Source organism: uncultured Tateyamaria sp., from assembly GCF_947504105.1.
Taxonomy (GTDB): Bacteria; Pseudomonadota; Alphaproteobacteria; order Rhodobacterales; family Rhodobacteraceae; genus Tateyamaria.
Genome location: NZ_CANNGP010000027.1, coordinates 39463 through 65802 on the forward strand (window position 1 = coordinate 39463; position 26340 = coordinate 65802).

The 26340-nt window shown below is 59.8% G+C and carries 31 protein-coding genes; 20 read left to right on the forward strand and 11 right to left on the reverse strand.

The window, feature by feature from the left end; translation table 11 throughout:
• Positions 1 to 27: 27 nt before the first annotated feature.
• The 4 genes from Q1A75_RS15725 to Q1A75_RS15740 all read left to right on the forward strand — a co-directional run bounded on the left by Q1A75_RS15725 (position 28) and on the right by Q1A75_RS15740 (position 1562).
• Positions 28 to 249 (forward strand): hypothetical protein, encoded by a 222-nt coding sequence (locus Q1A75_RS15725; protein WP_299208639.1) that lies wholly within the window; start codon positions 28 to 30, stop codon positions 247 to 249.
• A gap of 143 nt (positions 250 to 392) precedes the next feature.
• A complete protein-coding gene (rpmI, locus tag Q1A75_RS15730) occupies positions 393 to 593 on the forward strand; it encodes a 50S ribosomal protein L35 (RefSeq protein WP_027257795.1) in 201 nt (66 codons plus the stop codon).
• Between the two features lie 17 nt (positions 594 to 610).
• Entirely contained in the window at positions 611 to 976 is a 366-nt protein-coding gene (gene rplT, locus Q1A75_RS15735) for a 50S ribosomal protein L20 (protein WP_147110356.1), read from the forward strand.
• A gap of 148 nt (positions 977 to 1124) precedes the next feature.
• Positions 1125 to 1562: a BLUF domain-containing protein gene (locus tag Q1A75_RS15740; RefSeq protein WP_299552238.1), complete on the forward strand. Its 438-nt coding sequence runs from the start codon at positions 1125 to 1127 to the stop codon at positions 1560 to 1562.
• Here the strand turns inward: Q1A75_RS15740 and Q1A75_RS15745 are convergent.
• The 3 genes from Q1A75_RS15745 to Q1A75_RS15755 are packed head-to-tail and all read right to left on the reverse strand — an operon-like array spanning position 1559 to position 2814.
• On the reverse strand, positions 1559 to 1792 hold the full coding sequence (locus Q1A75_RS15745) for a hypothetical protein (RefSeq protein WP_299552235.1): 234 nt from the start codon (positions 1790 to 1792) through the stop codon (positions 1559 to 1561). The genes Q1A75_RS15740 and Q1A75_RS15745 overlap by 4 nt on opposite strands.
• A complete protein-coding gene (locus tag Q1A75_RS15750; RefSeq protein ID WP_299552233.1) occupies positions 1789 to 2583 on the reverse strand; it encodes an OmpA family protein in 795 nt (264 codons plus the stop codon). The genes Q1A75_RS15745 and Q1A75_RS15750 overlap by 4 nt, the downstream gene beginning before the upstream one ends.
• 21 nt (positions 2584 to 2604) lie before the next feature.
• Positions 2605 to 2814, reverse strand: a complete 210-nt coding sequence (locus Q1A75_RS15755) for a hypothetical protein (RefSeq protein WP_299208629.1) — start codon at positions 2812 to 2814, stop codon at positions 2605 to 2607.
• A 183-nt stretch (positions 2815 to 2997) separates the two neighbouring features.
• Between Q1A75_RS15755 and pheS the strand changes: the two genes are divergently transcribed.
• From pheS to pheT, 4 genes are all read left to right on the forward strand, one after another.
• Positions 2998 to 4071, forward strand: coding sequence for a phenylalanine--tRNA ligase subunit alpha (gene pheS, locus Q1A75_RS15760; RefSeq protein WP_299552229.1), 1074 nt, complete (start codon positions 2998 to 3000; stop codon positions 4069 to 4071).
• A gap of 114 nt (positions 4072 to 4185) precedes the next feature.
• Positions 4186 to 4398 (forward strand): phenylalanyl-tRNA synthetase subunit beta, encoded by a 213-nt coding sequence (locus tag Q1A75_RS15765; RefSeq protein WP_299552226.1) that lies wholly within the window; start codon positions 4186 to 4188, stop codon positions 4396 to 4398.
• 31 nt (positions 4399 to 4429) lie between these two features.
• Positions 4430 to 5251 (forward strand): polyhydroxybutyrate depolymerase, encoded by an 822-nt coding sequence (locus Q1A75_RS15770; protein WP_299552223.1) that lies wholly within the window; start codon positions 4430 to 4432, stop codon positions 5249 to 5251.
• 91 nt (positions 5252 to 5342) lie between these two features.
• On the forward strand, positions 5343 to 7739 hold the full coding sequence (gene pheT / locus Q1A75_RS15775) for a phenylalanine--tRNA ligase subunit beta (RefSeq protein WP_299552364.1): 2397 nt from the start codon (positions 5343 to 5345) through the stop codon (positions 7737 to 7739).
• A 65-nt stretch (positions 7740 to 7804) separates the two neighbouring features.
• Here the strand turns inward: pheT and Q1A75_RS15780 are convergent, their stop codons facing one another.
• Entirely contained in the window at positions 7805 to 8686 is an 882-nt protein-coding gene (locus Q1A75_RS15780; protein WP_299552220.1) for a LysR family transcriptional regulator, read from the reverse strand.
• Positions 8687 to 8771: 85 nt separating this feature from the next.
• On the opposite strand from Q1A75_RS15780, the gene Q1A75_RS15785 reads away from it, so the two are divergent.
• From Q1A75_RS15785 to Q1A75_RS15795, 3 genes are all read left to right on the forward strand, one after another.
• Positions 8772 to 9401 carry a class I SAM-dependent methyltransferase gene (locus tag Q1A75_RS15785; protein WP_299552217.1) on the forward strand — a complete coding sequence of 210 codons (630 nt, stop codon included), beginning with the start codon at positions 8772 to 8774 and terminating at the stop codon, positions 9399 to 9401.
• Positions 9402 to 9459: 58 nt separating this feature from the next.
• Positions 9460 to 9909 carry a YtoQ family protein gene (locus tag Q1A75_RS15790; RefSeq protein WP_299552213.1) on the forward strand — a complete coding sequence of 150 codons (450 nt, stop codon included), beginning with the start codon at positions 9460 to 9462 and terminating at the stop codon, positions 9907 to 9909.
• Positions 9910 to 10026: 117 nt separating this feature from the next.
• Positions 10027 to 11631, forward strand: coding sequence for a GMC family oxidoreductase N-terminal domain-containing protein (locus tag Q1A75_RS15795; RefSeq protein ID WP_299552210.1), 1605 nt, complete (start codon positions 10027 to 10029; stop codon positions 11629 to 11631).
• An 81-nt stretch (positions 11632 to 11712) separates the two neighbouring features.
• Here the strand turns inward: Q1A75_RS15795 and Q1A75_RS15800 are convergent, their stop codons facing one another.
• Positions 11713 to 12411, reverse strand: coding sequence for a glutathione binding-like protein (locus Q1A75_RS15800; RefSeq protein ID WP_299552207.1), 699 nt, complete (start codon positions 12409 to 12411; stop codon positions 11713 to 11715).
• Positions 12412 to 12557: 146 nt separating this feature from the next.
• Between Q1A75_RS15800 and mscL the strand changes: the two genes are divergently transcribed.
• Positions 12558 to 12986 carry a large conductance mechanosensitive channel protein MscL gene (gene mscL, locus Q1A75_RS15805; RefSeq protein ID WP_299552204.1) on the forward strand — a complete coding sequence of 143 codons (429 nt, stop codon included), beginning with the start codon at positions 12558 to 12560 and terminating at the stop codon, positions 12984 to 12986.
• A gap of 60 nt (positions 12987 to 13046) precedes the next feature.
• Here mscL and ald read toward each other — a convergent pair whose 3' ends face one another.
• Positions 13047 to 14165: an alanine dehydrogenase gene (gene ald / locus Q1A75_RS15810; protein WP_299552201.1), complete on the reverse strand. Its 1119-nt coding sequence runs from the start codon at positions 14163 to 14165 to the stop codon at positions 13047 to 13049.
• Positions 14166 to 14300: 135 nt separating this feature from the next.
• Here ald and Q1A75_RS15815 point away from each other — a divergent pair, with 135 nt between their 5' ends.
• Together Q1A75_RS15815 and Q1A75_RS15820 are read left to right on the forward strand one after the other, a co-directional pair.
• Positions 14301 to 14759, forward strand: coding sequence for an Lrp/AsnC family transcriptional regulator (locus tag Q1A75_RS15815; RefSeq protein ID WP_299552199.1), 459 nt, complete (start codon positions 14301 to 14303; stop codon positions 14757 to 14759).
• 118 nt (positions 14760 to 14877) lie between these two features.
• Positions 14878 to 16773, forward strand: a complete 1896-nt coding sequence (locus Q1A75_RS15820; protein WP_299552196.1) for a PhoX family phosphatase — start codon at positions 14878 to 14880, stop codon at positions 16771 to 16773.
• A 207-nt stretch (positions 16774 to 16980) separates the two neighbouring features.
• Here the strand turns inward: Q1A75_RS15820 and Q1A75_RS15825 are convergent, their stop codons facing one another.
• The 3 genes from Q1A75_RS15825 to Q1A75_RS15835 all read right to left on the reverse strand — a co-directional run bounded on the left by Q1A75_RS15825 (position 16981) and on the right by Q1A75_RS15835 (position 19487).
• Positions 16981 to 17451, reverse strand: a complete 471-nt coding sequence (locus Q1A75_RS15825; protein ID WP_299552193.1) for a DUF3592 domain-containing protein — start codon at positions 17449 to 17451, stop codon at positions 16981 to 16983.
• 537 nt (positions 17452 to 17988) lie between these two features.
• Positions 17989 to 18195 carry a 30S ribosomal protein S21 gene (gene rpsU / locus Q1A75_RS15830; protein WP_005614280.1) on the reverse strand — a complete coding sequence of 69 codons (207 nt, stop codon included), beginning with the start codon at positions 18193 to 18195 and terminating at the stop codon, positions 17989 to 17991.
• 110 nt (positions 18196 to 18305) lie between these two features.
• The gene (locus Q1A75_RS15835) at positions 18306 to 19487 is read right to left on the reverse strand and encodes a CAP domain-containing protein (RefSeq protein WP_299551859.1); all 1182 of its coding nucleotides are present in this window, start codon (positions 19485 to 19487) and stop codon (positions 18306 to 18308) included.
• Positions 19488 to 19765: 278 nt separating this feature from the next.
• On the opposite strand from Q1A75_RS15835, the gene Q1A75_RS15840 reads away from it, so the two are divergent.
• Positions 19766 to 20461: a COQ9 family protein gene (locus Q1A75_RS15840; protein ID WP_299551862.1), complete on the forward strand. Its 696-nt coding sequence runs from the start codon at positions 19766 to 19768 to the stop codon at positions 20459 to 20461.
• On the opposite strand, the gene Q1A75_RS15845 is transcribed toward Q1A75_RS15840, so the two are convergent.
• Positions 20444 to 20791 carry a hypothetical protein gene (locus Q1A75_RS15845; protein ID WP_299551865.1) on the reverse strand — a complete coding sequence of 116 codons (348 nt, stop codon included), beginning with the start codon at positions 20789 to 20791 and terminating at the stop codon, positions 20444 to 20446. The genes Q1A75_RS15840 and Q1A75_RS15845 overlap by 18 nt on opposite strands.
• 57 nt (positions 20792 to 20848) lie before the next feature.
• On the opposite strand from Q1A75_RS15845, the gene Q1A75_RS15850 reads away from it, so the two are divergent.
• The 3 genes from Q1A75_RS15850 (at position 20849) to Q1A75_RS15860 (ending at position 23594) form a co-directional block, all read left to right on the forward strand.
• Positions 20849 to 21838: an NAD(P)H-quinone oxidoreductase gene (locus Q1A75_RS15850; RefSeq protein WP_299551868.1), complete on the forward strand. Its 990-nt coding sequence runs from the start codon at positions 20849 to 20851 to the stop codon at positions 21836 to 21838.
• 350 nt (positions 21839 to 22188) lie between these two features.
• Positions 22189 to 22737 (forward strand): TetR/AcrR family transcriptional regulator, encoded by a 549-nt coding sequence (locus Q1A75_RS15855; protein WP_299551871.1) that lies wholly within the window; start codon positions 22189 to 22191, stop codon positions 22735 to 22737.
• Positions 22734 to 23594 (forward strand): sterol desaturase family protein, encoded by an 861-nt coding sequence (locus Q1A75_RS15860; RefSeq protein WP_299551874.1) that lies wholly within the window; start codon positions 22734 to 22736, stop codon positions 23592 to 23594. Before Q1A75_RS15855 ends, Q1A75_RS15860 begins: the two co-directional genes overlap by 4 nt.
• Here Q1A75_RS15860 and Q1A75_RS15865 read toward each other — a convergent pair.
• Entirely contained in the window at positions 23574 to 24200 is a 627-nt protein-coding gene (locus Q1A75_RS15865; protein WP_299551877.1) for a ribonuclease T2, read from the reverse strand. The two genes, Q1A75_RS15860 and Q1A75_RS15865, sit on opposite strands and share 21 nt — an antisense overlap.
• A gap of 126 nt (positions 24201 to 24326) precedes the next feature.
• Here Q1A75_RS15865 and Q1A75_RS15870 point away from each other — a divergent pair, with 126 nt between their 5' ends.
• Positions 24327 to 25079, forward strand: a complete 753-nt coding sequence (locus Q1A75_RS15870) for a DUF1013 domain-containing protein (RefSeq protein ID WP_299208583.1) — start codon at positions 24327 to 24329, stop codon at positions 25077 to 25079.
• A gap of 142 nt (positions 25080 to 25221) precedes the next feature.
• Positions 25222 to 26262 carry a low-specificity L-threonine aldolase gene (gene ltaE / locus Q1A75_RS15875; RefSeq protein ID WP_299551880.1) on the forward strand — a complete coding sequence of 347 codons (1041 nt, stop codon included), beginning with the start codon at positions 25222 to 25224 and terminating at the stop codon, positions 26260 to 26262.
• The last annotated feature ends 78 nt before the right edge of the window (positions 26263 to 26340 follow it).

Sequence of the window (26340 nt, forward strand, 5' to 3'; positions counted from 1 at the left end):
GACTTTACTTAAGGTAAGGTCATATTCATGAGCCCCGATTTTTATCTGGTTCTTGGCATTCTGCTCGCAGGGTTTTCAATTCCATCCGTGCTTTCTGCGATATCTGATCGGCGGGCGCCACGCGCATCGGCCATCACGATCCTGATTTCCGGGGGGCTGATACTTCTGGCCATTCAGACTCAGCCCGGCGGCTACACGATAGAAGAAATCCCCGATGTCTTTGTTCGTGTGATCGCACGTCTTATCTAGGGTCGCGAACCGCAGAGCATCAAGCGTTCAAAGCCTCTTGCCATGGGGCGCATCTGCCCCTATACGCCCAATTCGTTCCGCGCGTCCGGCCCAAGTGGCATGCCGAGTCGCGCATCTACCGAACTCAAACGATGGAGACGGAAATGCCCAAGATGAAGACGAAATCAAGCGCCAAGAAGCGCTTCAAGGTGACCGCCACCGGTAAGGTGATGGGTGGTCAGGCCGGCAAGCGCCACGGCATGATCAAGCGCACCCGCAAATTCATTCGTGACGCCCGTGGCACCACGACCCTGTCTGCCCCCGACGCGAAAATCGTCAAGGGCTTCATGCCCTACGACCGCTAAGAAGAAGGAGCAGATATATGTCCCGCACCAAAGGTGGAACCGTCACCCACGCCCGTCACAAGAAGGTCATCAAGGCCGCCAAAGGTTACTATGGCCGCCGCAAGAGCACCTTCAAGGTCGCACGCCAGGCGGTCGACAAGGCCAACCAGTACGCAACGCGTGACCGTCACAATCGCAAGCGCAACTTCCGCGCCCTGTGGATTCAGCGCATCAACGCCGCCGTTCGCGCCCATGACGAAGCACTTACATACAGCCGCTTCATCAACGGTCTGAACCTGGCCGGCATCGAAGTGGACCGCAAGGTTCTGGCCGACCTGGCCGTGAACGAACCCGATGCATTTGCTGCCATCGTGGACCAGGCCAAAGCCCAGCTGAACGCCTAAGCACACGTCAGAATTGATTAAGGCCGTCCTCACTTCGAGGGCGGTCTTTTTTTGTGCGATATGATGCGTTTGTGGGTTGGTTTTGCTTGATCCTGTGGTCCATAGAACGCACCATACTAAATGTGCCGTTTGTCTGGGGGGACGACCAATGAATTTGACGCGCCTTGTTTACTACTCGCAACGCAATCCGTCCGAGAGCATGGATGCGCAAGATCTGATCGCGACCTGTGAACGTAACAACATGCGCCTGAACCTGACCGGTATGCTGCATTACAACGGCGATCACTTCCTGCAAGTGATCGAGGGTGGACGGGTCGAAGTGTCGGCGCTCTATCACCGGATCGCCCGTGACCCACGGCACAGCAATATCATTCTGCTCTCGTGCACAGACGTGCGTGAACGCATGTTCCCGAACTGGTCGATGGGCATGCATCAGGGCATGGATGAACGCGCACGCACCATCTACCTGCGCTATTTTTCGACGGATGACGTCAATCCCGAGACGGTGAACGTGGAAAGCCTTCTGGACGTGCTTCAGGACTTGTCCGTCGAAATGGCGCCGCGCCTGCGGGTCAGCAACGCTTAACGCCGCATCCGCCGCCGTTCCCTCGTCAGGGCATTCTCAGCCGCCTTGGCGCGATCCTCGGCATTGTTTGCCCGACGACGCCACTTCGCAGTTTCACCCGCCAGCAAGGCCGTCCGTGTCGCGTTCTCACTGCGATACCTTTGGCGCGCCATCACGAACCCAATGGCGGCCGCCACGCCCATGAATGCAATGGCGAGGATGAATTGAATGACAAGGCTTGCGCTGATCATGGCCTTAGCTCGGCCCGCATGATGCGTATTTCAACCCGTCGGTTCAAAGGTGACGCGGCATCGCTGCCTTGTTCCAGTGGCACCCGCGACCCAAACCCGACGGCCTCCATTTGGCTGATGTCGGTCCCAGAGGCCGCCATCGCGTTCACCGTGTTTTCGGCACGGGCCCAACTGAGCTGCAGGTTTGAAAGGTCGTCTCCGGAACTGTCCGAATGCCCGGCCACCTGGATCTGTGCCTCCGGACACGCATTGATGCGCTCACCCAGTTCACTCAGGCGCGGTTGCGCCGCCGGATCTATGTCCGCGCTGCCCGGGGCAAACTGCAAAACCACGCCCGAGACATCGGATGTAAGCGCCGCCACGCAGTCGGCTGTCTTTACAGGATTTGTCGCTACCTTGGGGGGCGCTGCTGCCTCATTGGTGGCTTCTCGAAGGGCAACAACCCATGGCAATTCGCTCGGCTCATCCGGCAGAGAGGGAGCGACGGAGGCGGTCGATGCAACGGTCTCGGCCTTCAAAGTCTCGACGGCTGGTACATCTGCGGCAGGTTGCACGTCTGGCGCAACCGTTTGGGTTGTTGGGGATGCCAGTGCCAGATCGGTCGCCCCGGTCGTTGGCAAATTCATCGTGTAGACGCCGACGCCAGCCATCAGCGCAATCGCCGCGATACCGACACCGGCCAAGGCCCAAGTCGACCCGCCTTTCTGCGCTGCCAATCGGTCCGCGCTTGCCAGTGTGAGCCCTGCGGCTCTGAGCGTGCGAAGATCTTGGCCCTTTTTGCGTGCTTTCATCAATTGTCCCCCCAGACAAACTCACTGATAAAACGTAACGGACACACTGTTTTCGTTTGTTTCGAAATGAACCTGGATGCCAAGAAGCGATGCGGTCTCCCGGATCATGGCCTCGTTTTCGCTCAGGCTGACCTCGGATCGGCCATCATCCAGAACAACCGTCAACCCAAGGTCGCGCACACTGTGCTGCAGAACCGACTTCAGCCGGTGCGAATACATAATGGGTGCCATCAAGCTTCCTGAACGCGTGTCTTTGCAATCTGATCCTGCCTACACCACATACAGTGTTGTGAAAAGAAGTTTGGGCTAAATATCGTATTATTGTGCACGTTATTGAACGGCTTACATGCATCTTGTCGGTGTTTGCCATCCCGCTGCGTTGTGGTAGCAGGGCACCGAATAAAGGAGCACGTCATGGACGACCTCAAAGCCAAGTATTTGACACAGATCGCGGACGCGGCAGACGAGACGTCTTTGGAAGACATTCGCATCGCGGCTGTTGGCAAGAAAGGCGAGGTTGCCCTCAAGATGCGCGAACTGGGCAAGATGACGCCCGAGGAACGGCAAGTGGCGGGCCCCGCGTTGAATGCCCTCAAGGACGAAATCAACAGCGCGCTGGCTGCGAAAAAAGCGGCCCTCGCAGACGCCGCCTTGGACGAACGCCTGCGGTCAGAATGGCTGGATGTGACATTGCCCACCCGCACGCAGCGTCGCGGCACCATCCACCCGATCAGCCAAGTGACCGAAGAGGTCACGGCCATCTTTGCCGAAATGGGCTTCTCCGTTGCCGAAGGGCCGCGGATCGACACCGACTGGTACAACTTCGACGCGCTCAACATCCCCGGCCACCACCCCGCGCGGGCCGAGATGGACACGTTCTACATGCACCGGGCCGAAGGCGATAATCGCCCGCCCCACGTGCTGCGCACCCACACCTCGCCGGTTCAGATCCGGTCGATGGAAGCAACAGGCGCGCCCACCCGCATCATCTGTCCCGGTGGTGTTTACCGCGCCGACTACGACCAGACCCACACGCCCATGTTCCACCAGGTTGAGGGCCTCGCCATCGACAAGGACATCTCGATGGCGAACCTGAAATGGGTGCTGGAAGAGTTCGTGAAATCCTATTTCGAGGTGGACGGCGTTGACTTGCGCTTCCGCGCCTCGCACTTCCCCTTCACCGAACCGTCGGCCGAGGTTGATATTCGCTGTTCGTGGGAAGGCGGCACGCTCAAGGTTGGCGAAGGCGACGACTGGCTTGAAATCCTCGGCTCCGGCATGGTGCACCCCAAGGTGCTTGAGGCAGGCGGGATCGATCCCAACGAATGGCAGGGCTTTGCCTTCGGTATGGGGATCGACCGGATTGCGATGCTGAAATACGGCGTGCCTGACCTGCGCGCCTTCTTTGACAGCGACCTGCGCTGGCTGCGGCACTACGGCTTTGCGGCACTGGATGTCCCCACATTGCACGGCGGGCTGAGCCGCTAAAAGTCGGTCCATTCCTTCCCTGTTTCAAAAAAATCCCCCCCGGAGGGCCGATTGGCCACCGGGGGGCGCATTGGCCCATGTTGTCTCTTTGCATGGTGCCGCTACCTTGACCCCATGCGTCGCGCCATCGTCATCCTCCTCGTCACCCTGATCGTGATCGCTCACATCTTCCTGTGGCGCTCTGACATGCCCACGCATCTCAAGCTGACCTTCACGATCATCAACGCCGCGGGATGGACCATCGTTCTGGCACCCATCCTGCTGATCGATCGTTGGCTCGACGCCGTTCAGAGGCGCAACCGCGATGACCACGACAATGTGACGTGACACGGGCCCGTATCTGCGTAGCGTGCGGCGAATGACACGTCTTATCTTCTTCCTCGCTCTTGTTTGGGCTCTGCCCGCCGCTGCCATGGGACCCTGGCAACGGGACACCTGCCATCTGGAGGTGCCGTGCGCATTGGGTGGCCGTTCCTACCATGTAAAAGAACCAGACGGATGGGACGGGGAAACGCCCATGCCGGTTCTGATCCATTTCCATGGGTGGCAACGCACCGGTGCGCTGCCCGTACAGCACCAGCGTATTTCGGGTGCCACCCGGCGCCGCGGGGTGCTGCTGATTGCGCCCAATGGCAATCGCAAGACCTGGAACATGTGGTCGCCGGAAACCGAGGATGTGCAATTCGCAGCCGACGTGCTCGATGACGTGATCAAGCGCTATCCGGTCGACACCGATAACATCTATCTGTCGGGCTATTCCTACGGCTCCATCATGGCGTGGCGTGTGGCCTGTGATCGTGGCACGGATATGAACGTGCGGGCGCTTCTGGGGATCTCGGGCACCATTGACCTGTCCGAAGACTGCGCGCAGGCCCCGCGCGAGGCGCGCCATGTGCATGGGCTCAACGACAACGTGCTTGATTTTCCATATGGCCCGGATGGGGACACCACGTATCCCGTATCGCTCTGGCGTGACCATTTGGGATGTACAAATGCGCAGACGGATGGTGGCGACTGGGCTGTTGTCGAATTTCTCTCGCTCTCGCGGACCGAATGGCAGGAATGTGAAGCGGGCATCAAGGTGACGCTGGATGTCCATCCGGGCGGGCATTTCATTCCCCACGGCTGGATCGCACGGCAGCTGGATGAGCTTCTGGGCCGAGAGCCTGTGTATCCCTGACACGCAAGGCGGGGCGTTCACTGCCCCGCGCTTGCACCTTGGGCCGATCTTTGCCATTGCAGGCCCGTACTGGAATGCAGGGGACGCTCCCATGAAATTCACGCTCAGCTGGCTCAAGCAGCACCTCGATACCACCGTAACGGTGGACGAGATCACCTATGCGCTGACCGACCTTGGACTGGAAGTCGAAGGGGTCGAGGATCGCGGGGCAAAGCTGGCCGACTTTACCATCGGCAAGGTGCTGAGCGCGGAAAAACACCCCGACGCCGACCGCCTGCGCGTGTGCCAGGTCGCCACGGATGAGGGCGAGAAACAGATCATCTGCGGCGCCCCCAATGCGCGCGAGGGGATCACGGTCGTGGTCGCCAAGCCGGGCGTTTATGTCCCCGGCATCGACACAACCATCGGCGTGGGCAAGATCCGGGGTATTGAAAGCTTCGGCATGATGGCTTCCGAGCGTGAGATGGAGCTGTCCGAGGAACATGACGGCATCATCGAACTCCCGTCGGGAGAGGTCGGCGACCGCTTTGTCGACTGGCTGGCCGAAAACGACCCGGCCAAGGTCGACCCGGTGATCGAGATTGCAATCACCCCCAACCGCCCCGACGCGCTGGGCGTGCGCGGCATCGCGCGCGATCTGGCTGCGCGTGGCCTGGGCACCATGCGTCCGAACCCGGTTCCGGAAGTCGAGGGCGCCTTTGTCTCTGACATTACGATCAGCATTGACGACGATACGTTGGACGGCTGCCCGGCGTTCTTCGGGCGGCTGATCCGGGGTGTTCAGAACCGACCAAGCCCGGCGTGGTTGCAGGACCGCCTGCGCGCCATCGGCCTGCGCCCAATCTCGTTCCTCGTCGATGTGACCAACTACTTCACCTACGATCTGAACCGCCCTTTGCACGTCTTTGATGCGGACAAGGTCGCCGGGAATTTGCGCGTGCACCGCGCCAAGGGCGGCGAAGAAATCGCCGCCCTTGATGAAAAAAGCTACACGTTCCAGCCCGGCCAGATGATCATCTCGGATGACAATGGACCCGAAAGCATTGCGGGCATCATGGGCGGCGCCGAAACCGGCTGCACCGAAGAGACGGTGAACGTCTTTGTCGAAAGCGCTTATTGGGACCCGGTGCAGATCGCCTATGCGGGCCGCGCGCTCAAGATCAACTCCGATGCGCGCTACCGCTTTGAGCGCGGTGTCGATCCGGCCTTCACCCCCGTCGGGCTGGACCATGCCTGCGCTATGATTATGGAACACGCAGGCGGAACCGCCTCCAGCATGATCAGCGCGGGTGCCGTGCCGGACACACGCCGCGCCTACAAACTCGATGCCGCGCGGGTGCAAAGCCTTGTCGGCATGGACATCCACGAAAGCGAACAGCGCCAGACGCTGACCGCTCTCGGTTTCAAGCTCGAAGGGGACATGGCCCACGTGCCAAGCTGGCGCCCCGATGTGATGGGCGAGGCCGATCTGGTCGAGGAAGTGGCCCGGGTCGCGTCGCTGACCAAGCTGCAGGGCAAGCCGCTGCCACGGCTGACGCCCGGCGTGCCAAAACCGGTGATGACACCCATCCAGCGGCGCGAACAGATTGCGCGCCGGACAGCGGCTGCGCTGGGTTACAATGAATGCGTGACCTACAGCTTCATCGATCAGGCCTCTGCCAAGCTCTTCGGCGGCGGTGACGATGCGACGATGCTGGAAAATCCAATCTCCAGCGACATGAGCCATATGCGCCCCGCACTTCTGCCCGGTCTGCTGCAAGCCGCAGCGCGCAATCAGGCACGCGGCTTTGCCGATCTTGCTCTGTTCGAAGTCGGCCCGGCCTTCAACGGCGGTGAGCCGGGGGAACAGCACCTGCTGGTCTCGGGCCTGCTTGTCGGACGGACAGGGCCCAAGGACGTGCACGGCGCATCGCGACCCGTCGACGTGTTCGACGTCAAGGCGGATGCCGAAGCGATCCTGTCGGCCATCGGCGCACCGGCCAAGGTGCAGATTCAGCGCGGCGCGCAAGGCTGGTGGCACCCGGGCCGTCACGGCAAGATCTGCCTTGGTCCCAAGAAGGTGCTGGGCATCTTCGGCGAACTGCACCCCCGTGTCCTTGAGGCGATGGATGTGAAAGGTCCTGCCATGGCCTTCACCCTCTGGCCTGCCGAAGTGCCTATGCCGCGCAAGGCAGGGGCCAACAAGGGCGCGCTGGACATCAGCGACCTGCAGGCGGTCGAGCGTGACTTTGCCTTTGTCGTTGACGCAGAGGTCGAAGCACTGACGCTGGTCAACGCGGCCATGGGCGCAGACAAGGCGCTGATCGAGGATGTCCGCATCTTTGACGAGTTCATCGGCGGCTCCTTGGGTGAGGGCAAGAAATCCCTGGCCCTGACCGTGCGCTTGCAGCCCAAGGACGCGACCCTCAAGGATGCCGACATCGAAGCGGTGGCGCAGAAGGTGGTCGAGAAGGTCACCAAGGCGACAGGCGGCAGCTTGCGCGGATAGGTCCGGCACTGGGGGGCCAGCCCCCCAGACCCCCAGAAGTTTATTTGGCAAGATGAAGGGGCGGATCAGGTTTCGCTCAGCATCTCTGCGAGCAGGTCGAACACAAGGCGAATGCGTTTGCTTGTGTGCAGTTCGCGGTGGGTGACCAGCCACACCGGGAAACTGAGGTCGGTGACACCGTCCAGCAAGCGGACCGCATCATCGAACTGATCACCAATGTGGTCCGACATTGGGAAAATACCGAAACCTTTGCGCAACAGCTCCCATGTTGTGATTCCGCTGGTGGAACCGGAGCGCAAGTTTGCGCGGCTTACGGGGATGCCATATTCTTCCATGGCCGCGACAAAGGCGTCATCGTCGGCCATGCTGATGAAGTCGTGTTCCCTCAGATCCTCAACCGTTTTGGGCATACCGCGAGCCGCCACATAAGACTTGGAGGCGTAAAGATGCGCTGACGAGTCGCCAATCTTGCGCGCGATTAGGTCAGGTTCGGTCGGGCGGACATGGCGGATGGCAATGTCCGCCTCGCGCTTGAGGATATCGCGGATATCGTTGGCGGCAATCACATCAACGCGCAGGCGCGGGGCAAGGTCCCGCAGTTTCAGCAGGGTATCGGGCAGGACATAGGCGCTCATCATGTCAGAGGCTGTCACGCGGATCGTGCCCTCCAACCCTTGGGTCCTTCCCTGGGCAATGACGGCGATGCGCGTCGCGGCTTCCCCCATCTTGCGTGCTTCAACCAGCAGGTCACGGCCTGCATCCGTCAGTGTCATCGTCCGCGATGTGCGCTCGAACAGGGTCAGGCGCAACGCGTCCTCCAGTGCACTGACCTGCCGCCCGATCGTGGGCTGGGCCAGGCCAAGTTGCCGGGCGGCTGCGGACAGTGATCCGGTTTCGGCCGTTGCCAGAAATGCGCGCAGATGCGTCCAGTCAAACCTTCGTTCCATGCAAATTTGTATATATACGTTGCGAAATTCGTCAATTTATTGCGCCCGAGGTTACCTGTATATGCAGTGGTGAAGGAGATGGATGATGAAACCGAACGCACAATTCTGGGACAAGTTGGCGGTCAAATACGCGGCACAACCGATCAGCGACCCGGATGCATATGAACAGACACTTGAGCGGGTTGTGTCTTACCTCAAGCCGACGGACCGGGTGCTGGAGCTGGGCTGTGGCACCGGCAGCACGGCGCTCAAGCTTGCACCACATGCGGGATCGATCCTTGCCACCGACTTTTCCGAAGGCATGATCGCACAGGCAGAAGCGAAGGTAGGTGTGGACAACGTGCGCTTCATGCAGGCCGACACGTTCAGTCCCGCATTGGCGGATGGATCGTTTGATGTCGTCATGGCCTTCAACCTGTTTCACCTTGTGGACCGCGTTGATGACGCAATGGCGCGTGTGCACGACCTCCTGGTGCCGGGCGGTGTCTTCATCTCGAAAACGCCCTGTATTGGTGAACGGTCGCTTGGGTTGAAGTTCGGGCTGTTGAAACGGCTCATTCCGCTGATGCAGTTTTTCGGCAAGGCTCCGTTTGTCCGCTTCGAAACCATCAAGAGCCTTGAGGCGCGGATTGTCCGCGCCGGGTTCGAGGTGATCGAGACAGGAAACTACCCGCTGCGCCCGCCCAGTCATTTTGTTGTGGCCCGGCGTCCTTGACCCTTGTTTTTCGTGCTGTCAGACGCAGGTTAGGTCCAGCTGGGAAAAAAGGAGCGCTGTGATGCTGAACGTTTACCTTTCCGGGGAAATTCATACCGATTGGCGAGAGCAGATAGTAGATGGCGCACAGGGCCTTGATGTGACCTTTTCCGGGCCGGTGACCGATCACGCTTCGAGCGATGATTGCGGTGTCGTGATCCTTGGATCCGAGGACAAGAAGTACTGGCATGATCACAAGGGCGCGATGGTGAACGCCATCCGCACCCGCAAGGGAATTGCGGATGCGGATGTGGTCGTGGTGCGCTTTGGCGACCAGTACAAGCAATGGAATGCCGCCTTTGATGCCGGGTATGCTGCGGCACTGGGCAAGTCGTTGATCATCCTGCATGGCCCCGATCATGCCCATGCCTTGAAAGAGGTGGATGCGGCGGCCCTGGCCGTGGCTGAAGAACCCGGGCAGGTGGTGGATGTCTTGCGCTATGTGCTGACCGGCTCTTTGCCCGGATAGGTCGCCTGGTGGCACTGTTCCGGGCCAGAGGCCCGGAATGCGCCCACCCGCCGACCCTGGGTCACACTTGTAACGCTCCGGGTGCGCTCTTAGCCTTTTTGAAAGGGAGACGCGCAGATGAAATTCGACTACGTGATCGTTGGCGGCGGGTCCGCAGGGTGCGTGATGGCATCGCGTCTGAGCGAGGATGCGGCTGTGTCAGTGTGCCTGATAGAGGCCGGGGGCTCAGGGCGCGACATCTTTGTCCGCGCGCCTGCGCTGGTGGCGGGCATGATCTCTGGCCGACCCAAGATCAACAACTGGGCCTTTCACACGGAACCGCAGCCCGAATTGAATGGGCGGCGGGGGTTCCAGCCGCGTGGCCGTGCATTGGGGGGATCAAGCGCCACCAACGCGATGCTCTATGTCCGAGGGCATCAGCGCGACTATGACGAATGGGCGGATCTTGGGGCTGATGGTTGGGATTGGGACAGCGTGCTGCCCTATTTCAAACGGTCAGAGGGCAATGTGCGCGGTGCGGATGACCTGCATGGCGATAGTGGGCCGTTGCAAGTGGCCGAGCAATCCGATCCGCGCCGGATCACGCATGCCTTTATCGAAGCAGGCGCCCAGCAGCAGTTGCGGGTTACTGATGATTTCAATGATGCCGAACAGGCCGGCGTAGGTCTGTATCAGGTGACGCAGCACCATTCCGGCGAAGCCAAAGGAGAGCGATGCTCGGCTGCAGCGGCGTATTTGCCAGATGCGGTGCAAGCGAGAGCGAACCTGACCGTTCTGACCCGTGCCATCGCCCAAAAGGTCGAGATGGACGGAACGCGCGCGATTGGAGTGCGGATCAAACATCAAGGCAAGGTCAAGCTGGTCGAAGCGGGACGAGAGGTCATTCTGTCGAGCGGTGCCTTTGGATCACCCCAATTGCTGCTCCTGTCCGGGATTGGTCCGCGCGATGAACTGGCGTCGCACGGCATCGAACCGGTCCATGAACTGCCCGGGGTCGGGCAGAACCTGCAAGACCATCTGGACTATATCATCAGCTATCATTCCAAGCGTGATGACGTTGTGGGGCTGGGTCCCAAGGGCTTGATGGCGTTGGCCAAGGCGGGGTTGCAATGGCGCAAGGACGGGTCGGGCATGTTCGCATCACCCTTCGCCGAAGGGGGTGCCTTCCTGCGCTCTGATCCGTCTGTTGACCGCCCTGATCTGCAACTGCATTTCGTTGTGGGCATCGTGGACCAGCATATGCGCAAGATACATGTGAAGTTTGGCTATTCCTGCCATGTCTGTGTGCTGCGCCCGCACAGCCGCGGCCATGTCGGCCTGCACTCTGCTGATCCGTCAAAACCGCCGTTGATTGATCCCGGTTACCTGACCGACCGGCGTGATCTGGATGTGATGATGAAAGGTGCGCGACAGATGGAGAGCATACTGACCGCACCCCCACTCGACCCTTGGCGCGGCACGCAACTCTATCCCCATGACGGTAGCGATGTGGGGTTGGAGGCTGATATTCGGGCGCGCGCAGATACGATCTATCATCCGGTTGGCACGTGCCGGATGGGGCGGGATGAGATGGCCGTGACGGACGCTGCGGGCTCCGTGCATGGTGTCGAGGGGCTGCGGGTTGTCGATGCCTCTCTGATGCCGCGCCTGGTTGGTGGGAACACGAATGCTCCCACCATCATGATGGCAGAAAAGATCAGCGCCCAGATGCGCGCAGCGTGATCCAGCGAGCGCTGCGCGACACCATTCCGCATTGGGGGCCAGCCCCCAAACCCCCGAGGTATTTTCAGCCAGAAGAAGGGATCAGGGGCGTGGCGGAATGTTCTTGGCCTTGTCCACGGCGGGGCGGGCCATGAAGCGGTCAAGATAGGCCACGAGGTTCTTGTGGTCGTCCCAACCGACCATCTCCCTGGCGCCGTAGAAGTTCAGGGCGTTGAGCCAGGGTGCGATCGCGATATCCGCGATGGAATATTGCCCGGTGACCCAGTCCTTGTCGCCGAGTTCCTTGTCCAGGACGGACAGCAGGCGCTTGGATTCGTTGACGTACCGCTCTTGCGGACGTTTATCCTCCCACTCGGAGCCGGCAAATTTCACGAAGAAACCCATTTGACCAAGCATCGGACCGACGCCGCCCATCTGGAACATCAGCCATTGGATCGTCCGGGCCTTGTCGCTGGCCGTTTCGCCAATCAGCTTGCCCGACTTTTCCGCAAGATAGATCAGGATTGCACCGGATTCGAACAGGCCGACCGGCGTGCCATCCGGGCCGTTTGGATCAATGATCGCCGGGATCTTGTTGTTGGGGTTCAGGGACAGGAATTCGGGGCTTTTCACATCCGTATCCGACAGCGTGACCAAATGCGCCTCGTAGGGGATCTCCATCTCTTCCAGTGCGATGGACGCCTTCACGCCGTTTGGCGTTGGAAACGAAAACAGTTGCAGAACGGATGGATCCTTGGGGGTCCATTTCTGCGTGATGGGAAAGGCGCTGAGGTCAGCCATGGGTCGTCTCCTTGAAATGATGGGTCCGACATAGGCGAAATTCCCCCCCAAAATAGGCTTTGTCATGTGGGAAGATGTGTTAACCAGTGTTTGCACGCGCACATCAAAACAAAATAGAGCGTGTGGAAGCCAACGAGGGACTAGATATGCTAAACGAATTCAAGGATTTCATCGCCAAGGGCAATGTCATGGACATGGCCGTGGGGATCATCATCGGTGCGGCCTTTACCGCCATCGTGACATCGCTGGTGGGTGATCTCATCAACCCGATCATCGGTTTGTTCACCGGCGGTCTGGATTTCACCAATAACTATGCGGTTCTGGCGGGTGATGTGGCCGAGGGCGCATCGCTGGAAGCGGCCCGCGAAGCCGGGGCCGCCGTATTTGCGTATGGTGCCTTCCTGATGGCCGTCATCAACTTCGTGATCATCGCGTTCGTGGTGTTCATGTTGGTGCGCTACGTGAACAAGGTCAAAGCGGCTGCAGAGAAGCCGGAAGAGCCCGCTGAAGAAGCGCCAGCAGGTCCGTCCGAACTGGATGTGTTGCTCGAGATCCGCGACGCTCTGGCCAAGTAAGGCTCAACACCGCAACAAGACCAAGTGGGGCCGCCCGGTGCAATCCGAGCGGCCTTTTTCTTATTGTTTGAGGGCAAGGTTGGGGGCAACCACGTCGATGCCCAGCGCTTTGCCAACGGCGTAGTAGGTCAGTGTCCCGGCATGCACATTCAGTCCGGCCAGCAGGTGCGGGTCATCCTCGCAGGCCTGACGCCAACCCTTGTCCGCCAGTGCCAGCATGAACGGCATCGTTGCGTTGCCAAGGGCGATGGTTGATGTGCGGGCAACGGCACCGGGCATGTTGGCCACGCAATAGTGCATGATCCCGTCGACATCGTAGATCGGATCGTCATGCGTGGTCGCGCGGGACGTTTCAAAACAGCCGCCCTGGTCAATCGCGACATCGACAATGGCAGCTCCGGGTTTCATGGTCGACAGCTGATCACGCGTCACCAGCTTGGGGGCTGCGGCGCCCGGGATCAGGACCGCACCAACCACCATGTCGGCCTCCGCCACCAGTTCGGCCGTATTGCCCGCACTGGCGTAGCTTGTCTTGAACAGGCCGGAAAACACGTCATCCAGGTAACGCATCCGGGGCAGGGATCGGTCCAGGACCGTCACGTCAGCGCCCATACCGGCGGCAACGCGGGCCGCGTGTGTGCCGACAACACCGCCACCGATGACGACCACCTTGGCAGGTCCGACACCGGGCACACCGCCCATCAACACACCGCGCCCGCCATTTGCCTTCTGCAAGGTCCATGCGCCAACTTGCGGGGCCAGACGACCCGCCACTTCCGACATGGGGGCAAGCAAGGGCAGGCCGCCTGCCGGGTCGGTCACCGTCTCATACGCGATGGCCGTACAACCCGAGGCGAGCAGGTCATGGGTTTGCTCGGGATCTGGTGCCAGGTGCAGGTAGGTGAACAACAGTTGCCCCTCGCGCAGCATCTTGCGCTCGACCGCTTGGGGCTCTTTCACCTTCACGATCATGTCTGCGACGGCAAAAATTTCTTCTGCCGTGTCCAAGACCTGCGCACCAGCCGCGGTGTAGTCCGTGTCTTCGAACCCGGCCCCTTTGCCTGCACCGGCCTGAACGCTGATGGTATGGCCGTGGGCGACGGCCTCGCGCGCCGCATTTGGCGTCAGGCCGACACGGTATTCTTGTGCCTTGATCTCAGTTGGGCATCCGATGTGCATAGCAGTTTACTCCTCCAGTTGCGCCCAGAGTCGCGCAATTGGCTTGCAATTGGGCACTAGAAATGGATCGTGTTGGTGCGCAAACATCGAAGAAATGTGCGCAACTGTGCTCTTATGACGAAGGATCCTGCATGCATGGCACTTGATTCAACAGATCGCCGTATCCTGTCTGCTTTGCAAAAACAGGGGCGCATGTCGAATGCCGACCTGAGTGAGGCGGTGCATTTGTCGCCATCGGCGTGCCATCGGCGCGTGCAACGGCTCGAACAAGCGGGGTACATCCGTGACTACGTGGCCTTGCTCGATGCCCGAAAGATGGGTGTGCCGACTACCGTCTTTGTCGAGATCACACTGCAGGGTCAGGCGGACGAAGTACTTGAAGCCTTTGAAAAAGCGGTCGCGCGCATCCCGGATGTGCTAGAGTGTCATCTGATGGCGGGCACCGCGGACTACATCCTCAAGGTAGTTGCAGAAGGGACTGAGGACTTCGCGCGCATCCACCGTCAACATCTCGCGCGCTTACCCGGGGTGGCACAAATGCAGTCAAGCTTTGCACTTAGAACTGTTTTTAAAACAACGGCTTTGCCAGTCTGACCTGCACCGCGACATAGGGCCATTATTTTGGCCGTCGTCATATAGCGGTGATGTTCATCAGGCACGCACACGGAGGGCGCGAATCGCCGCAATCCAACTACATATTTGGGAGTTCACGATGAAAGACGCAGATACTCAGGACTTGTCCTTTGACGATTGGGACGAGCTGAAATTTCCACGTAAAACAACGCAGGGCTTTGATGAGGTCGTAGAGCGTGCCATTTCGCGCCGGGGGTTCTTGGGGGGCGTCGTGGCCTTCGGGTCGGGTGCGGCCGTGATGGGAACCGGTATGCTGAAGGGGACAACGGCAATGGCCGGTCAATCCTCGCGTTTTGCCTTTGAACAACTGGCACCACAGACCGACGGCACCGTGCATGTGCCCGAAGGGTATACGTGGGATGTGCTGGTCCGCTGGGGTGATCCGCTGTTCTCGGACGTGCCCGCATTCGATCCGGCGAATGGCGTGCCCGTCGCGGGCTCAGACCGTGTGTTTGCCGAAAACACTGACGGCATGCATCTCTTTACCGTGGGCAACAAACAGATCCTCGCGGTCAACAACGAGTATGCCAACCGCGAGACCAACCTGCCCAACAGCGAAGAAGGCGTGCCTGCCTCGGCAGACGACGTGACGATCTTCCAGAACCTGCAGGGCGTCACCATCATGGAAGTGGCCGAAGGTGACGATGGCTGGGGTGTTGTGATCGACAGCCCCTACAACCGCCGTATCACGCACAACACTCCGATGACATTGGATGGCCCCGCAGCCGGCCACGATCTGCTCAAGACCGAAGCGGATGCCACGGGTACGGCATCGCTGGGTACAATGAACAATTGTGGATCGGGTCCGACCCCCTGGGGCACCTACCTGACGTGCGAGGAAAACTTCAACGGCTACTTCGGCGCGACGGGCGACATGCCCACCGACGAAACGACGGTCGCAGGCTTTGAACGCTACGGCGTCGGTTCGGACGGTTGGGGTTATGACTACCACAAGTGGGACGCCCGCTTTGACGTCAGCCAGAACCCGAATGAACCGCATCGCGTGGGCTACGTTGTTGAAATCGATCCGACCAACCCCGATGCCACGCCCGTCAAGCACACTGCACTTGGCCGCTTCAAGCATGAGAACGCGGCTTGCGCTCTGGCGCCCGATGGCCGCGTTGCCGTCTACATGGGCGACGATGAGCGGGGCGAGTTCATGTACAAGTGGCTGTCACGCGACGTGTACGTACCGGGTGGCGATACCTCGAGCTTGCTGAGCGACGGGCAGCTTTATGCGGCCAAGTTCAACGACAACATGACGGGCGAATGGGTGGCGCTGACACCCGACGCAACCGGTATGGACGAGGCGCATATCGCGATCTTCACCCGCATAGCTGCCTCAGCCGTGGGTGCCACGACAATGGACCGGCCCGAATGGGTGGCGGTAAACCCCACGGCGGTCGAAGCCTATTGCTGCCTGACCAACAACAAGAACCGTGGCGTGAAGCCAAATGCAGGGGGAGACGACACGTCGGTCAACGGCCCCAACCCGCGGGATGCCAACAATTTCGGTCAGATCGTGCGGTGGCGTCCCCATGGGGACAATCATGCCGCCAACACCTTTGACTGGGATCTTTACGTGATGGCGGGCAACCCCAAGGCGCAGGAAGGACCCTACAAAGGATCGGCCAACGTCAACGAAGGCAACCTGTTCAACTCGCCCGATGGCATGGCGATCGACTCGACTGGTTTGATGTGGATCCAGACCGACGGGGACGACAGCAACGAAGGTGAATTCGAAGGTATGGGCAACAACCAGATGCTGGCGGGCGACCCGGTCACGGGTGAAATCCGCCGGTTCCTGACCGGTCCAAACGGGTCCGAGGTGACAGGTCTGACCTGGTCGGCAGACCGCCGCACGATGTTCGTGGGCATCCAGCATCCGGGTGCACCGTTCCCGGACGGCGAAGGGTCGCTGCCCCGCTCTTCCATCGTTGTGGTCAAGCGCGACGACAACGCTTTGGTGGGCTAGGCCGCTTTGCAGCACGGTTCGGGCGTTTTGCAATAGACGCCCGAGCCACTTCACGCCTTTGCCGCGCCGGCTCTCGAGGAGTGCGGTACCAGGCGCTGAGTTCCATTTTTGATGACCGTTCCGTGGGACGAAGCCGACCTCCATCGTTCCTGATACAATGACTGCTTTACGAGCAGGAGCTAGTCTCCAATCAGGTTTGATTGGTTATCACTGTTGACTGCGCGAATATCGACGCCAGCCGAAGAAGATCGTGCCGAGTAGAACAAAAACGCCGCCAATGCGCATAAAACTACTACCCATGAACCGAAGTTGATTCAGCATAATTTTACTACGTATAATACCTGACGCCTGATCATAATAAGCTGCCACGATGTCTCCCGCTTCATGCGGTTTAGGCGCGACCCAAGTGTTTCCAATATACCGAATGCTGTTCCCATTGGACGCTTCTGCTTCAAAGGTCGGCCTATAGACCGTCCCGTTGTCTCCGCGACGTTCTTCCACGGTTGTGACTAAAGCTTCTACTGCGACTGAATTTCTCGAGAAGTTGGCAGAAGAATAACTCATCCATATGCCAATGCAGAAAAATAACGGCCCAATTGTCACGGCTAGGTACGGAAGCGTCTTGATGCTTCGAACGAAGAAATCAAAAAAGCTTATCGGCATTGAAAACATCGACATTTTCTGAGGCCACCTTAAACAATAGTCTTCAATGCATCGGTGAGCGACACTGCCCATTAACTGCCTTCCGTGTATGTCAGCATCCAGAGGTGATTGGAAGTTTCAAGGGGCTCCTGCAAAACCGGAAATTCATTGCTTCTGCAGCATATGGAAATTTGGGCTGATTGTGTTGAAAAACTCCGGTTTTTGCTAGAATGAGTGAAAAACTGGCGCATAGAACGCCTCTTCGAAAATTCATCGAGGGGGTCGGCCCAGGACCGGTGCCGGCGACGTCGGATGCGCTCAGAGGCTCCAGCGGGCACTAGGTATCAAGTCTATGGCTGCAACGGATTCTGGCAGAAAACTGCAGCTGTCAGATTTTCGAGTTTTTCAACACAATCGGCTCAAAGCCGACCCTTGCCAAATGTGAGGACTAGCGCTCATCGCAGGGCTAACCTGCGCGGTCACTGTTGCGTTACAGTGTCGACCACCACAAAAGAAAAACCCCGCAGCCGGGCGGCTACGGGGTTCTTGAATTCATCAGCTTACGCTATCGGCTCAAAGGAGCCCTTCGCGTTGCGCTTTTTTACGAGCCAACTTACGGGCCCGGCGGATCGCTTCAGCTTTCTCGCGCGCTTTTTTCTCGGACGGTTTCTCGAAATGTTGCTTCAGCTTCATTTCACGGAAGACGCCTTCGCGCTGCAGCTTCTTCTTCAGGGCACGAAGCGCCTGATCGACATTGTTGTCGCGAACACTAACCTGCATGTGGTTGTCACCACCTTTCTAGATTTGAGTTGCAAGGATTTGCAGGAAGTGGCCAGTTAGCAAACCGATCCGGGTTTGTCCAGTGTTGGGTTCGTATCAAGGCAAGCTGATCAGAAGATAAAGTCGTTCGCCAACAGGCTGTCGATATCCACATCAAGCAGGCGTATATTGTTGCCTGCCCCGTCGCTGATCACCACATCATCGCCAACCTGGCGCAAATGTCCGTCCGTGCGCAGGTCTTGGAACGAGGTGATGTTGGACGCGGGGCGCAGATCGATTCGATCCTGCTCTTGTACGCCGTCGAAATCGACGACCACGTCCCGGTTGTTGGAAAACACGAATATGTCGGCGCCATTGCCACCCGCCATCCGGTCATTGCCTGCGCCGCCCTCCAGACGGTCATTGCCATCGCCACCGACCAATGTGTCGTTGCCACGATCTCCGCGCAGAGCGTCATTGCCGTCTATGCCAAAGAGCAAATCATTGCCGCGTCCGCCGTTCAGCGTGTCAGCGCCACCGCCACCAAAAGCGGTGTCATTGCCATTGTCGCCGTTCAGACGGTCACGCCCGTCCGCGCCTTCCAGCCTGTCGTTGCCAGCGTTGCCGCTCATCTGGTCGTTGCCGCCACCGCCGCGCATCAGGTCCGCCTGCGTGCCGCCCCACATCCGGTCATTGCCGGGGCCGCCGTTTACCGTGTCGGTGCCGCCAGCACCAAACAGACGATCATTGCCACCTTGTCCCACCAACAACTCGTTCTGGCCGGAACCGATCAAACGGTCGTTGCCTGACGTTCCGGTCAGGTTACCGCCGCCGCCGCCGCCAGAGCCGCCTCCCGTGTCCAATTGCACTGAGGCTCCCGTGGACGCAAAATTCTGCGTGACGTAAACCGCGTCAAAGCCGCGATTGTCGCCGACCTCGATCCCGATCCCGATCAAGTCGAAGTCCGGGTTCAGGATATTGGCCCTGTGACCGGGACTGTTCATCAGCGATACGTGCAGATCTTGAACATCGTCCGCGATACCCGGGGCGCCCTGTTCGGGCTGGTAAGCGATGTTCTCGCCCCAAGTCCACTGCCCTTCAAAGGCAAAGCCGGCATCGCGCATCCGGTCGCCCGGATCGGAACCGCCGACGCCCGTATGACTGAAGATGCGGGTGTCATCCATCCAGACACTGTGGTCCTCGCTTGCATCGTTCAGACGTAATTCGAGGGCCAGTGGGTCGAGTCCGCGCGACGTGCGTTCGTCATTGATCAATTCAAGCATCTGGCGTTCAAATGCGTTGGCTACTGACATGATAGGGTCTCCCGTTTGGTTGCGCTCCGGGGGTGTTTCACGTGTCGAAACCTGTGCAGCAAGCCGCGCAGATATCTGGCCACATTCCAGCAGAACACCGCATGTCAGCCCCGAACGCAGGGGCGGTATTTCGCCCAGAGGTCTAAGGGCTGTTTGTGTCGGCTTGGGCCTGCCGGTGTTCTCGTCGCAAGTGGCAGATAAAAGCCGTCCGGTGTGGCCAAGGGACGCGGACGCCCGTTGCCCTTGCCCCGCTTCGGACACCGCTCTACTTTTGGCCCATGTCTGACACGCCCCACGATATCATCGACCGCCTTTTGGATGAGGCTCTTATGCACGTGGCTTTTGACGGTTGGTCCGAGGTGACATTCAGAGCGGCGGCAAAGGATGCGGATATCGCATTGCCCGTGGCGCGGGCTGTCTGTCCACGCGGAGCGGTGGACTTGGCCTTGGCCTACCATGCGCGCGGTGACGCAGCCATGATCACCCGCCTGACATCAGAAGACCTGCCGGATCGGTTCCGCGACAAGATTACAGCGGCTGTCCGCTTCCGAATCGAGTCGGTGACAGACAAGGAAGCCGTCCGTCGTGGTACGACGCTGTTTGCACTTCCAATGCATGCGGCTGACGGGGCCAAGGCAATCTGGGGTACCGCGGACAAGATCTGGACGGCACTGGGCGACACGTCGGACGATGTAAACTGGTACACCAAGCGCGCCACGCTGTCCGGAGTGTACTCTTCCACCGTGCTCTATTGGTTGGGCGATGACAGCATCGACAATCAGGCGACATGGGCGTTCCTTGATCGGCGCATTGACGACGTGATGCAGATCGAGAAGGTCAAGGCGCAGGTGCGCGAAAGCAAGATGCTGTCGACGCTCTTTGCCGGGCCCAACTGGCTGCTCGATCAGATCAAGGCACCATCGCGCATGTCCGACACGGACTTGCCCGGTACGTGGTCATCCCCACGCAACTGACCAGATCAGGATCGCGGTGACCTGAACGGCGACCACAACAAGATTTGTCAAAACGACCGGGCTCCCCAATCCCACGACCACCACCGTGGCCAGTTTGTAAGTGATCTGGACCCCAAACAGGGCAAAGCTCATGGGCACGGCCCAAGAATGGTTTCCGATGTGCAAGGTGATGAGTGCTGCGCTTGCGAGCGCAATCGCGGCGTAGACACATGCAAGGATGCGTCTTGCATCCGTATCCGGACCAAAGGCTTCGTTCATCGTGCCGTTCATCAATCCTGATATGACCGGGACGAGAATAATCAGGTTCAGTCCGAGCGCTGCGACCAGCATGTGGGTTCCTTTCCCTGGTCCTGCCGGGATACGGTGTGAAAAAGGAAAGGGATCAGAATGGTTCAGGACATGCGCGCAATCGAAATCACCACCCCGGGCGGGCCGGATGTGTTGCGGGCTGTCACGCGTCCCCGTCCCACGGCAGGTCACGGACAAGTTGTGATTGAAGTGGCCTGGGCCGGGGTAAACCGTCCGGATGCGTTGCAACGGGCTGGCCTCTACAACCCGCCACCAACCGCAAGCGACCTGCCTGGTCTTGAGGCGTCGGGCACAATTGTCGAGATCGGGCCAGGTGTCAGCGGATGGGCTGTCGGGGATCAGGTCTGTGCCCTGCTGCCCGGTGGCGGCTACGCCGAATATGTTGCGACACCTGCCGCCCATTGCCTGCCGGTTCCGGAAGGTATGGGGCTCAAGGAAGCCGCGTGCCTGCCCGAAACCTATTTCACTGTCTGGTCCAACGTCTTTGTGCGCGGCGGGCTGACAGGTGGTGAGCGCTTCCTTGTGCACGGCGGTTCATCAGGAATTGGCACAACCGCAATCCAGTTGGCGAACCATTTCGGGGCGCGTGTTTTTGCAACGGCTGGATCGGAGGACAAGTGCAAAGCGTGCCGCGACTTGGGCGCCGAGGTGGCCATCAATTACCGCGAGGACGATTTCAAACAGGTGATGAAGGACGAAGGCGGCGCGCATCTGATCCTGTGCATGGTCGGCGGTCCTTACATTGCGCGCAACCTGTCCGCATTGGCCGACGACGGACGATTGGTACAGATCGCATTTCTTCAAGGCCCAAAGGCCGAGGTCAACTTTGCCCAGCTTATGACCCGCAGGCTGACCATGACCGGCAGCACATTGCGACCGCAAAGCGATCTGGCCAAGGCGCGCATCGCGCAGGATTTGCGGGAAGCGGTATGGCCGCTGCTGTCGGCCGGGCGGATCGGGCCGGTGATGGATTCCGAGTTTCGGCTGGACGAAGCCACGGGGGCACACGCGCGCATGGAAAGCTCGGGCCACATCGGGAAAATCGTACTGGAAGTCGCAGGCGGCTAGGGCGTGATCCAAAGGCCGCCTGTCGGCGACACTATTGTCCATGGGGCTCTGCCCCCGTCCTTCGGACTCCCCCGTGGTATTTTCAGTCAGAAGAAACGAAGCGTTAAGGTTAACGTGTTCCTTTCTTGAGGCGGTACAGGCTGTGGAGCCGATGGCCGTGTCAGGAGAAGCAGCAGCTTCCCCCCTTCGCCCGCGGTTTTCACATTGGATGAGTGGCGCGGGCGATTTCGTTTCTTCTGACTGAAAATACCACCGCCGGAGGCTCCGACACGTGCTGGCTGCGTCCGAGGCTGAAAATGAATTGATCCGGTCTCCTTGAACATCAAACCGAATCGAGACATATATGTCTCATGCGAGACAGAGGTGTATCAACAGTAGGTCATATCCTCGAAGCGGCGTTCGAGGTGTTCAGCCAAAACCCGGGCGCATCGCTGGCCGATGTCGCCAAGCAGGCGGGCGTTGGACGCGCAACGCTGCACCGTCATTTCTCGGGACGCGACGACCTGATGATCGCGCTGACTCTGACCGCGGCCAAGGAACTGGATACCGCGGTCGAGGAGGCCACAGCCAATTGCCAGACCTATACCGAAGGTTTGGAAGCGGGGCTGCATGCCATTCTTCCGCTGGCGGCCCGGCACATGTTCCTGTCAACCGAACCGGCCAGCCAGGATCCACGTGTGACCGAGGTCTATGCCACGCAAACACGCGACCTTGCCCATGACATCGACATGGCCAAGGCCGAAGGCACCTTCGATCCACATGTCCCCACCGAATGGATCGTGCAGGGGTACGAAAACCTGATCTACGCTGGCTGGGCCACGGTCGTTGCCGGTGATGCAACTCCGAAACAGGCGGCCGCTCTGGCCTGGCGCACCCTGACAAGAGGAACTTGCCCATGAGCCCTGAAAGTCTGGAAACCCTTGGCACCCGGATCGACGAGGTTTTCTTTTTCATCGGTATTGCCATCCTGCTGATTGAACTGGCTGAAGTGCTGTTCAAAGGCAGACACAAGGGGCGCACGATTGCCGAGATGTTGGTGAGCGCCAGCACGCAAATACCGTCGATTGCCGTGCAGGTTTTCATCCTGACGGGCGCCTACATCGTCTACTATATCTTGGCCGAAATCGCCCAGCCCTGGCAGATTCCGCTGACTTGGTGGGGCAGCCTGTTGGCGGTGATTGCAGCCGACCTGACTTACTACTGGGAACACAGGATCGCGCATGAGGTGCGTGTGCTCTGGACCCAGCACGCGGTCCATCATTCCTCGCGTGATTACAACATCATCACCGGCATTCGCTTCGGCCCGCTCGAAGGGGTCTGGAGCCTGATTGCCCACATCCCATTGGTCTTCCTTGGCTTTTCGCCCGAGATGATCTTTTTCGGCATCATCGTGGTGCTGGCCTACCAGACGTGGATTCATACCGAGGTGATTGGCAAGCTGGGCTGGTTCGACAAGGTTATGAACAGCCCGGCCAACCACCGTGTCCACCACGGCTGTGACGACAAGTATATCGACAAGAACTACGGCGGCATCACCGTGATCTGGGATCAGCTTTTCGGCACCTACCAGGCCGAGGAAGAGACGCCGCGCTACGGCCTCAAGCGCGACTTTGACAGCCGCAACCCGATCCAAGTCTGGTTCTCTGAACTGCCGGGGCTCTGGCACGATGTCGTCAACGCCCGCAGCTGGGGCGAGGCGTGGCGCTACCTGATGCGCCCTCCGGGCTGGACGCCCTCATCGGACCGGAGTGAATAGCGCATCGCGCGCCGTGCAATCGCGCACCACGTCCTGACCACAGGGCACCGGGTCAAGTTCACGGGACAGGCATATGCGGGCTTCCTGGATATGCCCCTCGCGGCAGGTGATGGTTACGCCATCAGGCTCCAAACCCGGATTGGATTGCAGGAACGCCTCTTCAACCACCGACGCAGGCAGCTTCACCGTTTTATCGAGCTTGCGGAACACGGGCGGGCGCACCACGCGGCCATACGCCTCGCGCGACAGGGCATAGTAGGCGGGCGCCGACAGGCCGGAACACACACCGTGTTTCTTCCACTGGTGCCACGCCAAACCGGATGTGCCCATGATATCCGCCATGTCCCGTGTCATTGCACGGTTTGGCGGACGCTCGGCCGTCTGACAATACTCCGGCCAGCCGCGATGGTATTGCGGCCACAGCCCATGCAGGATCCACCCGTGATCATGCCGCGCGTCGCATTGGTCCGATCCGCGCGCGTCCCCTTCGTAGGCACACCAGTTCGGCGACCAGCTGAGCGACAGGACGTAATAGTCAAACTCGCCCGATCGATCCTGCGCCCAGACACCCGTCGCCAGAGCCACCCAAATCAAAACAACACGCATCAGGCTTCCCTTTTCCCGTTGATCCGACTATATCGCCTCCAAGTTCCCCCACAACGGAAACCCGCCTTGGACCCCAAGGCCGCCTCTTTCAGGCGATGGGAAAGATATGCATAGGAGCATGTGACAATGGCAAAACCGATCATGGCCAAGGCCACCGCCGTCTGGCTGGTGGACAACACGACGATCAGCTTCAAGCAGATCGCTGACTTTGTCGAAATGCACGAATTGGAAGTGCAGGGCATCGCCGATGGTGATGTGGCGGCGGGCGTCAAAGGCTTTGATCCCATTGCCAACAACCAGTTGACGCAAGAAGAAATCGACGCTGCAGAACAGAACCCGCTGCACAAGCTGAAGCTTAAATTCAACGCCGCCGCCGTGGGCGAGGAAAAGCGCCGTGGCCCGCGTTATACGCCCCTGTCCAAACGGCAGGACCGCCCGGCTGCGATCTACTGGCTGGTCAAGTTCCACCCTGAATTGACCGACGGCCAGATCTCGAAACTCGTGGGCACGACCAAGCCGACGATCCAGTCGATTCGCGAGCGCACGCACTGGAACATCTCGAACATCCAGCCGGTCGATCCGGTGGCCCTTGGTCTGACCAAGCAGTCCGAACTGGATGCCGCCGTTCAGAAAGCCGCCTCCAAGAAAGCGGCAGAGGGCAGCGTAATGTCCGATGACGAACGCCGCAAACTGGTCAGCACCGAACAATCGCTCGGCATGGAAGCCGAACCCAAGATCCCGACGGCCATCGAAGGGCTGGAAACGTTCTCGCTTGCGGACGATGACGAGGACGACAAAGAAGACGAAAGCACGCTGGTCGATGCCGACAGCTTCTTCAACCTGCCCAAAGGCGACGGCGAAGAAGACGAACAGCCCTAAGGTCACTATCGGGGCATAACTACTTGGCTCGGTGTTCCCGCTGCGGTGCGTCGGGTCACAGATCAAAGTTCCGGCCTTGCCTTATCAGCGGGCGCGCCTACGATTGGCGCGCCCGTTCTCGTTTTCCGCAAAGGCGCATCTCATGAATCAATACGCTCAGGTCGAGGGCGACAGCCCGGCCAACATCATCTGTGATCTACGCAGTGACACCGTCACGCGGCCCGATGCCGCAATGCGCAAGGCGATGGCCGACGCAGACGTTGGCGATGACGTTTTTGGCGATGACCCGACCGTCAACCGGCTCGAAGCGACCCTGGCCGACCGCCTGGGCAAAGAGGCGGGGCTGTTCCTGACCTCAGGGACACAAAGCAACTTCGTGGGCATGCTGGCCCATTGCGCCCGAGGCGAAGAGATCATCACCGGTCGCCCCTACCACATCTACAAATACGAGGCGAAAGGCGCCTCCGTCCTCGGCGGTATCGGGTTCGAAGCGCTCGACGTGGCCGAGGACGGTGCACTCAACCCCGCCGACATCACCGCCGCGGTGAAAGAGGATGACCCCCACATGCCGATCACCCGGCTTCTGGGGCTTGAAAACACCCATAATGGCATGGCGATCCCGCTCACCCGACTGGGCGAGGCGGTGCAGGCGGGCCGCGATGCAGGTCTTGCCGTGCATCTGGACGGCGCGCGCTATTTCAACGCCGTGGCCGCACTCAACTGCCCCGAAACCGCGCTGGCCGACATGTTCGACAGTGTCTCGATCTGCCTGTCCAAGGGGCTTGGCGCCCCCGTCGGCTCTGTCCTCGTCGGCCCACAGGATCTGATCGATAGCGCCCGCCGCTATCGCAAGATGCTGGGCGGCGGCACACGACAGGCCGGCATCCTTGCCGCCGCTGGCCTTCATGCGCTGGACCACAACACGACCCGCCTGACCGAAGACCATGCCCGCGCCACTGCACTTGCCGACGCTCTGCGCTCGTACGGAGACGTACAACAAGCCACGAACATGATCTTTTTCACGCCGCCCGGCGGGGTCACTGCGGACTTGCCGCACCACATGGCCGCTCACGGCGTTCAATTGACCGGGGCCACCGGTACAACGCGGCTCGTACTGCACAAGGATGTCACCGATGACGGGCTGCAGGCCGCGATCACCGGGTTCCACAGCTATTTCGGCTGACCGCTAGTGTTCCCCGTCTGACATAGGATTCCCATTGTCGGTTCGGAGTGTCATGTTGGGGCATGAGACGAGATGACA

Coding starts and splice junctions, on each gene's coding strand:
- Q1A75_RS15845 (WP_299551865.1), bottom strand. CDS start 20,791: ATGCTGGTCGCAGCGCTCGGACTGAACCTGATTATTCTCGTCCCGGTC.
- rpsU (WP_005614280.1), bottom strand. CDS start 18,195: ATGCAGGTTAGTGTTCGCGACAACAATGTCGATCAGGCGCTTCGTGCC.
- Q1A75_RS15765 (WP_299552226.1), top strand. CDS start 4,186: ATGCGTCGCGCCATCGTCATCCTCCTCGTCACCCTGATCGTGATCGCT.
- Q1A75_RS15780 (WP_299552220.1), bottom strand. CDS start 8,686: ATGGAACGAAGGTTTGACTGGACGCATCTGCGCGCATTTCTGGCAACG.
- ald (WP_299552201.1), bottom strand. CDS start 14,165: ATGCACATCGGATGCCCAACTGAGATCAAGGCACAAGAATACCGTGTC.
- Q1A75_RS15870 (WP_299208583.1), top strand. CDS start 24,327: ATGGCAAAACCGATCATGGCCAAGGCCACCGCCGTCTGGCTGGTGGAC.
- Q1A75_RS15825 (WP_299552193.1), bottom strand. CDS start 17,451: ATGTCGATGTTTTCAATGCCGATAAGCTTTTTTGATTTCTTCGTTCGA.
- Q1A75_RS15750 (WP_299552233.1), bottom strand. CDS start 2,583: ATGAAAGCACGCAAAAAGGGCCAAGATCTTCGCACGCTCAGAGCCGCA.
- Q1A75_RS15820 (WP_299552196.1), top strand. CDS start 14,878: ATGAAAGACGCAGATACTCAGGACTTGTCCTTTGACGATTGGGACGAG.
- Q1A75_RS15855 (WP_299551871.1), top strand. CDS start 22,189: ATGCGAGACAGAGGTGTATCAACAGTAGGTCATATCCTCGAAGCGGCG.
- rplT (WP_147110356.1), top strand. CDS start 611: ATGTCCCGCACCAAAGGTGGAACCGTCACCCACGCCCGTCACAAGAAG.
- rpmI (WP_027257795.1), top strand. CDS start 393: ATGCCCAAGATGAAGACGAAATCAAGCGCCAAGAAGCGCTTCAAGGTG.
- Q1A75_RS15770 (WP_299552223.1), top strand. CDS start 4,430: ATGACACGTCTTATCTTCTTCCTCGCTCTTGTTTGGGCTCTGCCCGCC.
- Q1A75_RS15860 (WP_299551874.1), top strand. CDS start 22,734: ATGAGCCCTGAAAGTCTGGAAACCCTTGGCACCCGGATCGACGAGGTT.
- Q1A75_RS15865 (WP_299551877.1), bottom strand. CDS start 24,200: ATGCGTGTTGTTTTGATTTGGGTGGCTCTGGCGACGGGTGTCTGGGCG.
- Q1A75_RS15800 (WP_299552207.1), bottom strand. CDS start 12,411: ATGGCTGACCTCAGCGCCTTTCCCATCACGCAGAAATGGACCCCCAAG.
- pheS (WP_299552229.1), top strand. CDS start 2,998: ATGGACGACCTCAAAGCCAAGTATTTGACACAGATCGCGGACGCGGCA.
- Q1A75_RS15725 (WP_299208639.1), top strand. CDS start 28: ATGAGCCCCGATTTTTATCTGGTTCTTGGCATTCTGCTCGCAGGGTTT.
- ltaE (WP_299551880.1), top strand. CDS start 25,222: ATGAATCAATACGCTCAGGTCGAGGGCGACAGCCCGGCCAACATCATC.
- Q1A75_RS15755 (WP_299208629.1), bottom strand. CDS start 2,814: ATGGCACCCATTATGTATTCGCACCGGCTGAAGTCGGTTCTGCAGCAC.
- Q1A75_RS15815 (WP_299552199.1), top strand. CDS start 14,301: ATGGCACTTGATTCAACAGATCGCCGTATCCTGTCTGCTTTGCAAAAA.
- Q1A75_RS15745 (WP_299552235.1), bottom strand. CDS start 1,792: ATGATCAGCGCAAGCCTTGTCATTCAATTCATCCTCGCCATTGCATTC.
- pheT (WP_299552364.1), top strand. CDS start 5,343: ATGAAATTCACGCTCAGCTGGCTCAAGCAGCACCTCGATACCACCGTA.
- mscL (WP_299552204.1), top strand. CDS start 12,558: ATGCTAAACGAATTCAAGGATTTCATCGCCAAGGGCAATGTCATGGAC.
- Q1A75_RS15785 (WP_299552217.1), top strand. CDS start 8,772: ATGAAACCGAACGCACAATTCTGGGACAAGTTGGCGGTCAAATACGCG.
- Q1A75_RS15795 (WP_299552210.1), top strand. CDS start 10,027: ATGAAATTCGACTACGTGATCGTTGGCGGCGGGTCCGCAGGGTGCGTG.
- Q1A75_RS15840 (WP_299551862.1), top strand. CDS start 19,766: ATGTCTGACACGCCCCACGATATCATCGACCGCCTTTTGGATGAGGCT.
- Q1A75_RS15850 (WP_299551868.1), top strand. CDS start 20,849: ATGGTTCAGGACATGCGCGCAATCGAAATCACCACCCCGGGCGGGCCG.
- Q1A75_RS15835 (WP_299551859.1), bottom strand. CDS start 19,487: ATGTCAGTAGCCAACGCATTTGAACGCCAGATGCTTGAATTGATCAAT.
- Q1A75_RS15740 (WP_299552238.1), top strand. CDS start 1,125: ATGAATTTGACGCGCCTTGTTTACTACTCGCAACGCAATCCGTCCGAG.